The organism is Bacillus sp. 220_BSPC (assembly GCF_001054655.1).
Lineage (GTDB): Bacteria > Bacillota > Bacilli > Bacillales > DSM-1321 > Peribacillus > Peribacillus frigoritolerans.
In genome coordinates this window covers 1-14068 of the sequence record NZ_JVPL01000129.1, presented here as the reverse complement: position 1 = coordinate 14068, position 14068 = coordinate 1, and the positions used below count along the sequence as shown (strand labels likewise).

The following is a 14068-nucleotide window of genomic DNA, read 5'->3' as shown; positions in this document are numbered from 1 at the left end:
CGAGGGCGGACCGCCCGCGGAAAGCGAGTGCCCTACGTTCCAATCAACGTCTAAATTTGTACAAGGAAAAATACTGTAGCCAAATTCGATTTTCATCTAGTTTGTCTACGTCTGAAATGCCCTTTCATTCCGGGGCATTTTCATGATCCAATTGATTAATTTACGAAAAGATATAACTTCCTATGATATTCCTCAAATGCCTGCTGGTCCTTTTCCGTGTAGTCCATCCACTTCACTTTCTTGCATCTTTCCTCTAATCTCTCATTCAGTTCATCTTCTATTTCATTCATGAAACGGATGATTTCCCCATAGGGCATATTGAAATGACGGGCTGCAAGCCTGGGCGGGGAATGCTTTACCAGCAATCTCATGAATTGATCGACCGTGTCCGCCTTCGATGCAAGATAATCTTCTTCGTTCACGATGAATTCATACACTTGCTTTTTGACGCCAGAAAGTCTGGTTACTTCGTCGCGCAATAAAAACTCCATTAATCTATCGTTCATATGGCTCTACCTCGAATTGGTTTATATTTAAATCCTCTTGGATATGTATAAAAAGTCTATAGTGCCCGATACCTCATTATGACATCGTAATGGCAAGCCATCAAGCAATTCCTCCATCAACACATAAAGCGTAATAATTACGATTTAAGGACCGTTTTAAGTAAAATAACATGCATATGCTTTAAAAGTCAACGATTGTATTGTGTGCATAGTAAGCATTCTTTATTGGCAAAATATGAGCATGAACAAATGGAACAGCTCTTTATTAATTTTGTATAGGCAATGAGAATAATTTTGTTAAAATTTGATATAATAAATGTAATATTTAGTCAATTAGTATCTTTTCCTAGAATTTGCTTTTGCAAAGGGGTAGAATGAAGCTAATGACATCTTATTTTTTCTAATGTTTCCGAGGAGTTATAGGGTGGGTATAGCAAGTACATAGTGACAGCTGGAATGCTGTCCGACATATCGGTTGTTTTCATTTGTTCAAAATAACAATGAAAAGAATAAGGAGTGATTTTTTGAAACCTTCAACAAATCGCATGTTAACCCGTATTAAATCCGTTTATATGTTCATTAGCAATAACGGTACGGTTTCTACTCAAGAGCTTGTAGAAGAATTTGGCATCACTCCTCGAACTGTGCAGCGCGATTTAAATGTCTTAGCATACAATGACCTTGTTCAAAGCCCAAGCCGAGGCCTTTGGACGACAACAAGTAAAAAGGTGAAGATGTCATCGTAAAAAGAACGACCACCCGAACAAGATCGATATGTAAAATACTTTGAGGCGGACAATATTGTCCGCCTCATTTTTTGTGTCCAGCCATCATTCAGCCGGTTGGCCCGCCTTTAACTGTTCAAGCTCCTCCGCCGTCAACTCACGGTATTCACCAAGCTCGAGTTCCTCATCAAGCTGTAAACTCCCCATGGAAAGACGCTTTAGGTAGACGACACGTTTGCCAACGGCCTCAAACATCCGCTTCACCTGATGGAACTTTCCTTCCATGATCGTCAGCTCGATATCCGATGTCAGGCCTGATTTTAGAATGTTCAATTCACCTGGTTTTGTTTCGTATCCATCATCCAAGGTCACCCCGTTGCGGAATGCCTCGATATCCCGTTCCGTCACTTCGCCTTCAATGACCGCAAAATATGTTTTAGGGACATGTTTCTTTGGGGAAAGCAGTTGGTGGGCAAGCTTTCCGTCATTCGTGATCAGCAATAAACCTTCTGTGTCCTTATCAAGACGGCCTACAGGAAATGGCTCGAATACCGAATCTTCCGGCTCCAAGATGTCGATGACCGTTTCTTGGTAGTTATCTTCCGTTGCCGACAATACGCCCGGCGGTTTATTCATCATTAAATAAATGAATTCCCTGTATTCAACCCGTTCACCATGAACCGTCACGTTTTCCGCATCAGGGTCCACTTGTTCCTTCGGATCCTTAATCAGCCTTTCATTAACCTTGACGGCGCCGGATTTCAGGAGCTTTTTCACTTCTTTCCTGCTTCCATAACCAATATTGGATAAAATCTTATCTATTCTCATCGTTTCCTCCTAAAGCCTTTTTCAGTAAAAAGCCTTGCCCACTTTAATGACAGGCAAGACCAATATATTTTAATCGGGGATTCACCATTCAATACCCTTTTTTTTACACATCAAACTTCCAGCTTACAATCCCAATTTAGCTTTTAACCGATCGATCCGGGCACCGAACAAACGATGGGCAAGTTTGCTTTTCAAGGAAAGGGCCGCATAAACGAGCGCTCCAAAAATTGCACAAACGGCCACGATCAAAATCGCCTGGAAGCGCCCTTCCGTTGTAAGCCATAGCGATAATAAACTGTTCATGCCCCAGGCAGCCAGTCCCATTATTATTGAAAAAACTGTGATCAAAACAGATCTTCTGATGGTAAGGCTGTAACGATATCCAGTAAAGTAGGTAATGACATACAAATTCAGCAGCACGGCAGCCAAGTAGCCGAATGCCGTAGCATAAACGGATCCTTCCGTTTCAAACAACTTGATCAACGGGATATTCAAGCTCAATTTGATTAAAAAGCCCACAAGCAGGCTGAGCACTGTATATTTTTGCTGATTGATCCCTTGTAATACAGCGGCCGAAACGGAAAAAAGTGCAAACAAGATGGACACGGGCGCATATGCCTTCAGGACACTGATTCCAAGTGGATCATGGCTGTAAAAGGCACTATAGATCGGATCGGCCAGCACAGACATGCCAACGACTGCTGGAATCGTAATGAACAACAAAATTTGAAAGGCTTGGTTCAGCTGGCGGTTGAACTCGTTTGAATCTTCGCTTACATATGCCTTCGTCACCGAAGGAAGAAGCGCCATTGAAAACCCGGTTGCAAGCGTCATCGGAATCAAGACAAGCTTCTGGGCATACACATTCAACACCCCTAGTGCATCCTCAGCAACATGCTGCAGCCCGATCGACGACATCGCCTTATTGAAAGACAATAAGTCAGCCAACTGAAACATCGGCATCGCGATTCCGACGAATATGAAAGGAATCGACGAAAGGAATATTTCTTTATAAATCTCCTTCAGGGAAATTTCCATCGTTCCCCTGTCTTTCTTCATCAAGCTGTCCAAATATGGTTTTTGTTTTTTCCAGTACCAAAATAACACCACTAAACCGCCGACAGCCCCGACCGTCGCCGCGAAGGTAGCTATTTGGATGGCTCTCACTAACTCTCCGTCAAGGACATTCAAAACAACATACACACCGGCCAGAAGGAACACGATGCGGACAATTTGTTCGACAACCTGGGAAATGGCCGTTGGTTCCATCGCTTCATGCCCTTGAAAGAAGCCGCGGATGATGCTCATGAACGGTACAAAAATCAAGGCGAAGCTGACTGCCCGAATGATCTCCGTGACATCCGCAGCATCTTCCGGCTTGACCCCAAAGACTCCAGTAAACAGCGGGGCCATCGTATAGAGAATCAAAAAAGCGAGAAAACCGGTGATTACCATTAATTTCAGGCTCGATTTAAATAACTTCTCACCGACTGCGTATTCCTCGAGCGCATTATACTTCGAGATGAATTTAGATACTGCAAGCGGCATGCCGGCCGTTGCAAAGCTAATGAAAATGGTATATGGAACGTACCCATATTGATAGAGGGTAGCCCCTTTATTCCCAACCATATGTTCAAATGGGATGACATAAAATAAACCAAGAACCTTGGAAATGATCGCTCCCAGCGTTAATATAAAAGCCCCTTTTAAAAACTTAGATGACATCTAATCCCTTCCTGCCTCTGTCAGTTACGTTTCACACGCTCTTTATCTTATCATATTAAAGTATTTTTTCTATAGAAAACTACATTCAAGTTTATCGTTTTCGAAGATAATACACAAACAAATAATTCCTTTTTTTCTACATTCGCAATCTGACGGGCTCTTGCTATATAATGAAGGGACTGAAAATGATAAAGTGGTGATCAATTTGAAATATGATGTAGTGGTAATTGGCGGCGGTCCTTCCGGATTGATGGCAGCAATAGCGGCCGGGGAAAAAGGTGCCCATGTATTGTTAGTGGATAAAGGCGAGAAGCTTGGAAGGAAACTTGCAATCTCGGGCGGCGGACGCTGCAATGTGACGAACAGGCTCTCAATCGATGAAATCATTCAGCATATCCCTGGAAACGGGCGATTTCTATACAGTGCTTTCTCAGAGTTCAATAATGAGGACATTATTCAATTCTTTGAAAAATTGGGCGTGGCTCTAAAAGAAGAGGACCATGGCCGGATGTTCCCTGTCAACGATAAAGCGCAAAGTGTCGTGGATGCCCTTCTGACGCGCCTGTCGAATTTAAAAGTAACGATCTACAAGAACTCTCCAGTTGCGGAAGTTCTCTATGAACATGGAAAAACCAGCGGTGTCCGGTTAAAAGATGGCCAGACCATTGACACGGAAGCAGTCGTGATTGCAGTCGGCGGGAAATCAGTTCCCCACACCGGTTCAACCGGAGACGGCTACGCATGGGCTAAAAAGGCGGGGCATACGATTACCGAATTGTTCCCGACTGAAGTTCCCGTACTTAGCCATGAAACATTCATTAAAGATCGAACACTTCAAGGTCTCGCACTTCGCGATGTTTCATTGAGTGTCCTTAACCCAAAGGGCAAGGCCCTGATCACACATAGAATGGATATGCTCTTCACCCATTTTGGCGTCTCCGGTCCAGCTGTTCTAAGATGCAGCCAATTTGTCGTGAAAGCGATGAAAAAATGGAACCTGTCGGAAGTGACCATGAAACTTGATGCCCTGCCGGACCGAAACAAGGAAGAGGTTTTTCAAGACATCATGAAGGAAATAAAAGCCGAACCGAAAAAAGCCATTAAAAACACCTTAAAAGGTTTAGTTCCTGAGCGATACCTTCACTTCCTGCTTGAGCGAAGCGGCATCGACCTTCAAGAACAAGGGGCGACGATATCAAATGAAAAAATCCGCCGCTTTGCAGAATTATGCAAGGACTTCCAATTCGGGGTGCACGGCACCCAGCCGCTAGAAAAAGCCTTCGTAACAGGCGGCGGCGTATCCGTCAAAGAAATACACCCAAAGGAAATGGCATCCAAACTAATGGACGGACTGTATTTCTGCGGTGAAATTCTGGATATACACGGATACACAGGCGGTTACAATATCACATCTGCATTAGTAACCGGCAGACTCGCCGGCATGAATGCTGCCATGTCTGCCCGTTCATAATCCGTAAAAGAGGCTGATCCGCTTGGACCAGCCTCTTTTACTGCGATTTCGTAAGCCTATACATCGTGTTCATTAGGCTTTGATTCTGGTGTAGGTACTCTTGTTTGGGCCTTCACTGTACTTTTCGACCGAACCCGCGCCCGCCTCTACTATCCGGCTATGCGTTTAAAATATTTCTGGATGATGGCGATATGCTTCGAGGTCAATGGTATTCCGGCCCGTGAACATGATGCCTTCACTCTCGAGCATCGCCTTCTGGTGTTCTGCAGCGCCCTCCGCTTTTATCCCGATTTCACCTTTGGCATTGATCACCCGGTGCCAAGGAAGGTCATGTTTTTTGCTGCTAGAATGAAGGATCCTTACGACCTGCCTTGCACCGCGCGGACTTCCGGCGAGCTGTCCTATTTGACCATATGTCATCACTTTACCGGAGGGGATTCGTTGTATGATATGAATGACGCGTTCAGTAAAACTTTCCAAATAACTCGCCCCTTTTATTCTATCCGTTTGCTAAAATCGTGATTTCTTCATCGGTAATCAGGATCCCGTGATGCTTGATCAAGTTTGTTTTAAGCTCGACAGGCACTCTGCAATCATCGTATGCACATACAGAAATCAGTCCTCTTTCCTTGATCAATTTGTCGATCCCTTTTTCATATTCGCCTATCGCAAAGCTGACTTGATCGTCATGGCCCCATTCAACATGGCCCCAAGTCCGAACGTGCTGATTGCGTTTAGTGTATATCTCGATATTTTCCAAGAAATAATGAACCATCGTCGAAGGGTGGAAGTCTCCATGAAAACAATAAAAATCAAAATTATTCATAAGATGCACTTGCTCCAATTGCTCCTCATTTAAATGAAGCTGCAATTTCTTGTACACGAAAGGAAAGATACGGTCGTTTTCGACGACCAGGATATGGTCTCCTTGTTGAACACCGGTAATGATGAAAGTTGCCTCATTTTCAATGTATGACTCCAAATCATTAAAACAGTATAAAATATGGCCACCATCCGATTGCTGTAGATTTTCTATTAGTTGTTTCATATTGTTATTCAAATGGATCTCTCCTTTAAATACACCAGTCCGCTCTATGTATTATGTATAACTTTACCCATTATCTCCGTGTTTGTAAAATTCATAGAAGAATATAATCAGTTTTTCCTAATGTCATGTTAAGATCTGGAATTTAGTTGAGTCGAATTGTGGCTGCTTTCAGTCCACTCTTAAAAAGACCTAGGCAGCCCAATCCGGCAGACTCCGTACTTCATGCATTTTCCCTTTTGATGTTCACCCTTAAATCACGGGATAATACGGCACATAGCGAGGGTTATAATAATATGGCGGTCTTGGTCCAATAAGCGGCAATTCAAAGGTATTTGGGTTGGAGTCATATAACAACTCCACTTTTTCATCAGATTGTTCGACCAATAACCACTTCACTTCTTCGCTATAATAATATGGCATATAGAGGCCTCCAAAAACTTTTTTCTACCCTTCAGCATATTCGAGCCGCACGGCAACGAGCCCGTCCCGATACATGTTCTTCATGCACGGCATATGCCTGATCATCATAAAGTAATCCGACTAAATTCTTTTTTAGGAGGACCCCTCATGGCTGAAGATAATAAAAAGAAATCATCCGGTAGCTATCCCATGCATCCGAATTATGGGAAGATCACCCGTTATCAAGACGTACCCATCACGGTTCCGGAGCAACGCCAATTTCGCCAACCCGGTGTAGAAAAATTAATGGTGCCCAGGCCCATCATCGAAAATCCCAATTATAGGGGCAGCGGGAAATTAACAGGTAAAGTCGCATTGATAACTGGCGGAGACAGCGGGATTGGCGCTGCGGCTGCCATCGCTTTTGCTAAAGAAGGGGCAGATGTTTCCATCGCTTATTTGGATGAACATGAGGATGCCAATCGGACTAAAACGAGAATTGAAGAGCTTGGGCAACGTTGCTTACTGCTGCCTGGGGACTTAAGGGATAAGCAGCAATGCATCAATATCGTGGAAGACACCATCGAAACATTTGGAAAGCTCGATATACTTTGTAACCACGTAGGCATTCAATTTCAGCAATTAAGCTTGCTTGATATTACGGATGAGCAATTCGATGATACCTTCAAAGTGAATATCTATTCCCACTTCTACACGACGCGTGCTGCCCTTCCCCATTTAAAAGCTGGGTCCTCCATCATTAATACATCTTCTGTCGTGACGTTCAATGGGAATAAGCAATTAATAGATTATACGGCGACTAAAGGGGCCAACATTGGTTTTACCCGTGCCTTGGCAAACAGTCTTGTCGATCAAGGCATCCGGGTGAACGCCATTGCGCCCGGAAGGTTTTGGACACCCCTCATCCCGGCAAGTTTCTCGGCAGACGAAGTGACACAAGTCGATAATCCGATGGAGCGTCAAGGCCAGCCATTTGAACTGGCTCCCACCTTTGTCTATCTCGCCTCTGATGATTCCCGTTTTGTGACAGGACAAACACTTCATGTCAACGGCGGGGAAGCGACATCGTCCTAATTTCCACAACGAACATGCCCCCTTCCGAGGAAGTCAGACGGAAAAAAGACTACCTTTGATTGCCCGTCAGCAAGCAATAGGTAGTCTATTATTGATTATCGGGCCAGCCGGCCTTTATTTTTTTTTATAGATGATCATCGCACTGAAACAGTAGATCTGTTCCTCTTCCTCTTCACCTGTAGTGGCGACATTGTATTTGATATCGACAATTTGATTATCACGAATGTCTTCCAGGAAAAAGTTCATTTCATCCTCTAGGTCCTTTTCATGCTCATAATCAAATAATTTCACTTGTATCATCGGCTCTCCCCGCCCTTTTACTATAATGATAGTTATTGTGCAGGATGCCCTTTTCACTTGATTTTTATACTTGATTTGTTTGTAAAGCGGATAATATTTTAACCACTTCATCCCCGACTTCCTCTGTAGAAGCTGCCCCGCCCATATCAGGAGTCAGCATCTTTTTATCGACCATCGCCTGTTCAATCACGTCCAACACTTTTGCACCCCAAACCTCATGTCCAAAGAAATCGAGAATCTGACTGGCGGACCATATGGCCGCAAGTGGATTGGCGATGCCTTGATGTGCTATATCCGGGGCTGAACCATGAATCGGTTCGAACATCGAAGGATAAATCCGTTCCGGGTTTAAATTGGCACCGGCCGCCAGTCCCATCCCGCCTGCAATGGCAGCACCTAAATCCGTTATGATGTCACCGAACAAATTGGAGGTGACAACGATTTGAAACCGTTCGGGCTGTTTGACAAAATACATGCTTGCCGCATCGACCAGATAGGAATTCGTTTCTACTTCCGGATACTCCTGTCCAATCTCTTCAAATACCTGATCCCAAAAAACCATTGAATAATTCAATGCGTTCGCCTTGCTTATGCTCGTTAGCGTCCTTCCCGTCTTGCGCGCCAGTTCATAAGCATAACGGATGATCCTCTCGGTTCCCTTTCGTGAAAAGACCCCCGTCTGCAGGACGACTTCTTCCGGCTTGCCTTTAAAAAGCCAATCACCGGCACCGGAATATTCCCCTTCACTGTTTTCACGGATGACAACCATATCGATTTGGTCACGAGTCACGTCTTTTAATGGACAGGGTGCACCTTGAAGCAATTTAACGGGTCGAACATTCACATATTGGTCAAATCCCTTTCTGATCTTCAGCAGAAGTTCACGTAAGGAAATATGGTCCGGGACACCAGGATAACCGACAGCCCCCAGATACACGGCGTCAAACTTCATCAGTTGTTCCAGTCCATCGTCGGGCAGCATTTTGCCGTGCTCAAGGTAATATTCACAGCCCCATGGAAAATAGGTGAACTGGAAAGAAAAATCACCGGCAATGGCCGCCACTTCTTTAAGGACCTTTACACCTTCATTAATCACTTCAGGGCCAATCCCGTCACCCGCAATGACCGCTATTTTATGAACATTCATTCTTCAACTCTCCTTTTTCTATATTTTCTGACTTCGGCACCCTAATTTTAACATATAAAGTTTGAATCCCCGTAAGTAAGGTTCATATAGAAAAAAGAGTCCTTTCATGATGAAAGGACTCTTTGTTTTCACACCTTCAAATATGCACGTCTTTCCGCATATTCACGGCATTGTGAACAAACCATGATCTTTTTTCTTTCTTCATTCAAATAAGCCGTCACATTCTTGGATTTACGCTTACAAAAGTAACAGGTCTTTTTGAAGAACTTCACTTAACGATGACTTCGCCGTCCCATTCAAGCATTCCGCCAACCATGTTTGCCACTTTATATCCATGTTCCTGAAGATAATGGCATACATTTTCACTGCGGCGTCCTGAACGGCAGATAAAGATATATTCTTTTTCTTTATCAAAATAGTCAAGGTTCGCCGGGATATCATTCATGCGAATATGTTTCGCGCCTTCGATCATTCCCTCTTGCACTTCTTCGTCTTCACGAACATCGACAAGCTCCATCGCTTCTCCTGCCTCAAGCTTAGCTTCCACTTCTTCCGTTGTAATGATTTTGATTTCTTCCATGATTAGCACCTCGAATTATCGTTTGATTTATCTTTTTCATTATAGCAAAATTTCCAGTCAAACATCACGTAATGGATTCGCGTATGCAAATCCCCTCATGCACTGAATGGAAAAACGCCAGCGAATATAATATTCGCCGGCGTTTTAAAAATCCGTATCAATGCTTGAATCCCAGTTGATATTGTTTAGGGATCTCCGTTTTTATATTCAAAGCTTTAGATGCTTCAAGTGCCCAATAAGGGTTTCGCAGCATTCCTCTGCCGATGGCAACCAAATCCGCTTCTTCATTACCAATGATTGAATTTGCAAGAATCGGATCATCTAATCGACCTACAGCAATCACCGGAATATCCAAAGCCTTTTTGATTTCCCTGGCCAACGGAGTTTGATAGCTGGCATGGGTACCAGGTCTTCCGTCTGCTCCAATCGGGCCTTCTCCTCCAGAGCTTACATGGAACATATCGACGCCTGCTTCTTTAAAGACTTGTGAAAATGCAATGCTTTCTTCAATACCATATCCGCCTTCAACGTATTCTTTTGCAGAAATGCGCATGATTAAAGGCATGTCGGCAGGCATTTCGCTTTTCACTGCTTTAATGACTTCCACTCCGAATTTAGTCAGGTCTCTTCCATATTCGTCATCACGTTTATTCGTAAGCGGTGATGTGAATTGGTGGATTAAATACCCGTGTGCACCATGTAATTCGATTACGTCAAATCCTGCTTGAACTGCCCTTCTGGCCGATGCCCGGAATTTATCGACCATTTCCTTCACTTCTTCCGTTTCTAAAGCTCTTGGTGTTTTGTACGTTTCATCAAACGCAATGGCTGAGGGTGCCACCGGCGGTTCCGCATCCTCCGCTTTACGGCCTGCATGGGCAATTTGTATCCCGATTTTTGCACCGTATTGATGAACTTCCTTAACGATGTTGGAGAAAGCCCCAATTTGATCGTCGGACCATAATCCAAGATCGCGATTCGAAATGCGCCCATCAGGCTCCACATCGGTCATTTCCACTATAATTAACCCCGTGCCGCCAACTGCCCTGCTTACATAATGCTGCTGGTGCCAGTTCGTTGGTATACCATCTTCCGCTTCGACGGAGTATTGGCACATCGGCGGCATGACGATCCTATTTTTAAGTTCAAGTTCTTTTATGCGATAAGGTGAAAATAAATCATTCATCATTCTTCATCTCCTTTTTTATATAATGCATGCACATGCATTTATATCATCCCAGTAATACGGTGTCAACTAATCAGATTCCCGAAGCTGTCATTGTAAATTCCGATGCGAAATCCATAAAAAAAGAGAAAGACGGATATCCCGTCCCCCTCCTTCATACTTAATTAAAAGTCGAAATTATCAGGATCTGGACCAACACGGTGATTCTGATTCAATCCATCAATTTGGTTCATTTCCTCTTCGGTCAATTCGAAATCGAATACAGTTGAGTTTTCGACAATACGATGTTCTTTAGTTGATTTCGGAATCGTTACAATCCCATTTTGTAAATCCCAGCGTAAAATGACTTGTGCAACAGATTTGCCATGCTTGGTTGCAATAGCTTGTAAAACCTCATTATCAAGAAGTTCACCTTGCATCAAAGGAGACCATGCTTCAAGTTGTATTCCTTGTTCCTTACAGAATGCCTGAACTTCTTTTTGAGTTAAACGCGGATGGCATTCCACTTGATTGACCATCGGCTTCACTTCTGCATCTTCCATTAAATCTTTTAGGTGGTGAATCTGGAAATTGCTCACACCGATCGCTTTCACTTTACCTTCTTTATATAGAGTTTCCAGCGCTCTCCAAGCTTCTTTATATTTTCCTTCCACTGGCCAATGGATAAGATATAAATCCAGGTACTCCAGACCAAGTTTCTGTAAGCTTTTTTCGTAAGCTGCAATTGTCGATTCATAGCCTAAATCGGCATTCCAGACTTTGGATGTTACGAATAAGTCTTCCCTCGAGATTCCAGCTTCTTTTAAGCCTTCACGGATCCCTTGTCCAACCCCTTCTTCATTTTCATAAATGGCAGCCGTATCGATGCTGCGATAACCATGTTTAATGGCCACTTTAACTGCATTTACCAGCTCCGGTCCTTCTTCCACCTTAAATACGCCCAATCCGAACCAAGGCATTTTGACGCCGTTATGCAATGTAGTTGTATCTTGTAAGTTTTTTACCATAATACTCTACCTCCAAATGATTGTTTTTATAGATTGTAATGCGCTTTTAGTATCAGTATCATTACATCCCTTCAAGGAACCTTCCATCATTCACTGAAGGGATGCAATGATACTTTTCATTGATACCCTATACGCATAGCACGCTTTTTCTAAGATGCATCACTTTTTTTAATCCTATGCTATTTTGTCCGTTCCCTTGGTACGGTCTTTACTTTCCAGGGCCCGGCTCCATCCTGTTAAAATCACTGCTGCAAACACCATGACCCCACCTATCCACGCTGTATGGATCAATCCGATCGAATCCGTTATCACCCCTCCTAAGTAGGCACCAATGGCGATACCCGCATTGAAGGCGGCAATATTGATGGCTGACGCCACGTCCACTGCACTCGGCACGAAACGCTCCGCTAACATGACGACATACACTTGAAGCCCCGGAACATTCATGAATGCAAACAATCCCATTAAAATGATCGTAATTAAACCAGCCACCTTGAACGGTGCCGTGAAAGTCAACACCACAAGAACAATGGCCTGAATAAGAAACATATAGAATAGGGCATTAATAGGATTGCGATTGGCGAATTTCCCGCCAAGGGTATTTCCTATCGCTATGGCTACTCCATATATTAACAAAATCAAGGCTACAGTTCCTTCTTTAAACCCTGTCACTTCCTGAAGTAAAGGCGACAGGTACGTAAAGACAACGAATGTACCTCCATACCCTAACGCCGTAATGATGAATACTAGCAGCAAACGCCCATTCGTCACCAATTTGATTTGGTCACGGAAAGTGGTCCGTGCCGCTTTTCTTAAATCCGATGGGACTAGGATGCCGTTTCCAATGAAAGCGATCAAGCCGATTGCCACTATGATGATGAAAGCGAATCTCCAGCCGAATTGCTGACCGATGAAGGTTCCAAAAGGAACTCCGGTCACCGTTGCCACCGTCAGACCTGTAAACATGATGGCGATGGCACTCGCCCTGCGGTTTTCAGGGACCAAATCAGCGGCAATCGTAGCGCCGATTGACATGAAGATACCATGTGCAAGCGCTGAAATGACACGTGCGATCAATAATACACCGACCGTGGTCGCAGAAGCCGCTAATGCATTTCCGATAATGAACACGACCATTATCCAAAGCAATAAAGTCTTTCGCGACATATTCGATGTCAGTGATGTCAGGATAGGTGCCCCGAACATGACCCCCAAAGCGTATAAGGACACCGTCAGTCCCGCCGTCGTCACTGTAATGTGTAAATCTTTAGAAATGAGTGGTAATAATCCCACGCTGATGAACTCAGTTGTTCCAATCGCAAAGGCACTGATCGCTAAAGCCAGCAATGCCCATGTACTTCTATTTTTATTTGAAATCATATCCTCTTCTCCTTCTTGTCGTTTTGTACTATCATTGAAATTGCCTGAGCAACTTTTTTTATAAATGGTACAGTGGAATTCGGTGTGCAAATGTTATTATGAGATATAATACAAATAAAAAACAGTACGTACTTTAAAGTGATATAGGAACCTTTTAGTACCTATAATGTAAGGAGAGTATGCAAATCATGCAAAAAAAGAAATACAATATATCCGTTGAAGCGACACTTGAAGTAATGGGCGGAAAATGGAAATGCGTTATCCTCTGCCATCTTACCCACGGGAAAAAGCGGACTAGTGAATTGAAGCGCCTTATGCCGAACATCACCCAAAAAATGTTGACCCAACAGTTGAGGGAGTTGGAAAAGGACGAAGTCATCAACCGGATCGTTTACAACCAGGTCCCCCCAAAAGTGGAATATGAATTAAGTGAGTATGGACAAAGCCTGGAAAGTATTCTTTCCGCACTATGTACATGGGGGGAAAACCACATAACAAGGGTGTATGGTGATAAGTTTTCCGTTCTCGAGGAAAGTGTCTTGAATGATCAATTAAAGTAATCCCAAATGAAAAAGATTAGCGCAATGGCTAATCTTTTTTTGTTTATAAAGACTTAACTAATGGCTCTTTTCGTAAAGATTGTTGTTTTTAAAACGAAACTATTTAAGGTT

General features: G+C 43.5%; 16 protein-coding genes. 4 read left to right on the top strand and 12 right to left on the bottom strand.

What is annotated here, in order from left to right:
• Positions 1-155: 155 nt before the first annotated feature.
• A complete protein-coding gene (locus tag ADA55_RS08545) occupies positions 156-506 on the bottom strand; it encodes a hypothetical protein (protein ID WP_034309343.1) in 351 nt (116 codons plus the stop codon).
• A gap of 524 nt (positions 507-1030) precedes the next feature.
• On the opposite strand from ADA55_RS08545, the gene ADA55_RS08540 reads away from it, so the two are divergent.
• Positions 1031-1252 (top strand): DeoR family transcriptional regulator, encoded by a 222-nt coding sequence (locus ADA55_RS08540; RefSeq protein ID WP_034309346.1) that lies wholly within the window; start codon positions 1031-1033, stop codon positions 1250-1252.
• Positions 1253-1336: 84 nt separating this feature from the next.
• Here the strand turns inward: ADA55_RS08540 and ADA55_RS08535 are convergent, their stop codons facing one another.
• Both ADA55_RS08535 and ADA55_RS08530 read right to left on the bottom strand, forming a co-directional pair.
• Positions 1337-2059 (bottom strand): pseudouridine synthase, encoded by a 723-nt coding sequence (locus tag ADA55_RS08535; RefSeq protein WP_048682011.1) that lies wholly within the window; start codon positions 2057-2059, stop codon positions 1337-1339.
• 123 nt (positions 2060-2182) lie between these two features.
• On the bottom strand, positions 2183-3784 hold the full coding sequence (locus tag ADA55_RS08530) for a putative polysaccharide biosynthesis protein (RefSeq protein ID WP_048682008.1): 1602 nt from the start codon (positions 3782-3784) through the stop codon (positions 2183-2185).
• 205 nt (positions 3785-3989) lie between these two features.
• Here ADA55_RS08530 and ADA55_RS08525 point away from each other — a divergent pair, with 205 nt between their 5' ends.
• Positions 3990-5255 (top strand): NAD(P)/FAD-dependent oxidoreductase, encoded by a 1266-nt coding sequence (locus ADA55_RS08525; protein WP_048682005.1) that lies wholly within the window; start codon positions 3990-3992, stop codon positions 5253-5255.
• A gap of 165 nt (positions 5256-5420) precedes the next feature.
• Here the strand turns inward: ADA55_RS08525 and ADA55_RS08520 are convergent, their stop codons facing one another.
• The 3 genes from ADA55_RS08520 to ADA55_RS30005 form a co-directional block, all read right to left on the bottom strand.
• Positions 5421-5735 carry an MGMT family protein gene (locus ADA55_RS08520; RefSeq protein WP_082162828.1) on the bottom strand — a complete coding sequence of 105 codons (315 nt, stop codon included), beginning with the start codon at positions 5733-5735 and terminating at the stop codon, positions 5421-5423.
• Between the two features lie 19 nt (positions 5736-5754).
• Positions 5755-6315: an MEDS domain-containing protein gene (locus tag ADA55_RS08515; RefSeq protein WP_048682000.1), complete on the bottom strand. Its 561-nt coding sequence runs from the start codon at positions 6313-6315 to the stop codon at positions 5755-5757.
• Between the two features lie 237 nt (positions 6316-6552).
• Positions 6553-6723: a hypothetical protein gene (locus ADA55_RS30005; protein ID WP_164855101.1), complete on the bottom strand. Its 171-nt coding sequence runs from the start codon at positions 6721-6723 to the stop codon at positions 6553-6555.
• A gap of 147 nt (positions 6724-6870) precedes the next feature.
• On the opposite strand from ADA55_RS30005, the gene ADA55_RS08510 reads away from it, so the two are divergent.
• A complete protein-coding gene (locus tag ADA55_RS08510; RefSeq protein WP_048681997.1) occupies positions 6871-7797 on the top strand; it encodes an SDR family oxidoreductase in 927 nt (308 codons plus the stop codon).
• 114 nt (positions 7798-7911) lie between these two features.
• On the opposite strand, the gene ADA55_RS08505 is transcribed toward ADA55_RS08510, so the two are convergent.
• The 6 genes from ADA55_RS08505 to ADA55_RS08480 all read right to left on the bottom strand — a co-directional run bounded on the left by ADA55_RS08505 (position 7912) and on the right by ADA55_RS08480 (position 13397).
• Positions 7912-8097: a sporulation protein Cse60 gene (locus tag ADA55_RS08505; RefSeq protein ID WP_048682016.1), complete on the bottom strand. Its 186-nt coding sequence runs from the start codon at positions 8095-8097 to the stop codon at positions 7912-7914.
• A 64-nt stretch (positions 8098-8161) separates the two neighbouring features.
• Positions 8162-9244, bottom strand: a complete 1083-nt coding sequence (locus tag ADA55_RS08500; protein WP_048681994.1) for a tartrate dehydrogenase — start codon at positions 9242-9244, stop codon at positions 8162-8164.
• A 268-nt stretch (positions 9245-9512) separates the two neighbouring features.
• Positions 9513-9824 carry a rhodanese-like domain-containing protein gene (locus tag ADA55_RS08495; protein WP_048681991.1) on the bottom strand — a complete coding sequence of 104 codons (312 nt, stop codon included), beginning with the start codon at positions 9822-9824 and terminating at the stop codon, positions 9513-9515.
• Between the two features lie 157 nt (positions 9825-9981).
• Positions 9982-11010: an NADH:flavin oxidoreductase/NADH oxidase gene (locus ADA55_RS08490; protein WP_048682014.1), complete on the bottom strand. Its 1029-nt coding sequence runs from the start codon at positions 11008-11010 to the stop codon at positions 9982-9984.
• Positions 11011-11174: 164 nt separating this feature from the next.
• Positions 11175-12017: an aldo/keto reductase gene (locus tag ADA55_RS08485; RefSeq protein WP_048681988.1), complete on the bottom strand. Its 843-nt coding sequence runs from the start codon at positions 12015-12017 to the stop codon at positions 11175-11177.
• Positions 12018-12191: 174 nt separating this feature from the next.
• Positions 12192-13397: an MFS transporter gene (locus ADA55_RS08480; RefSeq protein ID WP_034309369.1), complete on the bottom strand. Its 1206-nt coding sequence runs from the start codon at positions 13395-13397 to the stop codon at positions 12192-12194.
• A gap of 188 nt (positions 13398-13585) precedes the next feature.
• On the opposite strand from ADA55_RS08480, the gene ADA55_RS08475 reads away from it, so the two are divergent.
• Entirely contained in the window at positions 13586-13957 is a 372-nt protein-coding gene (locus tag ADA55_RS08475) for a winged helix-turn-helix transcriptional regulator (protein ID WP_034309370.1), read from the top strand.
• Positions 13958-14068 lie beyond the last annotated feature (111 nt).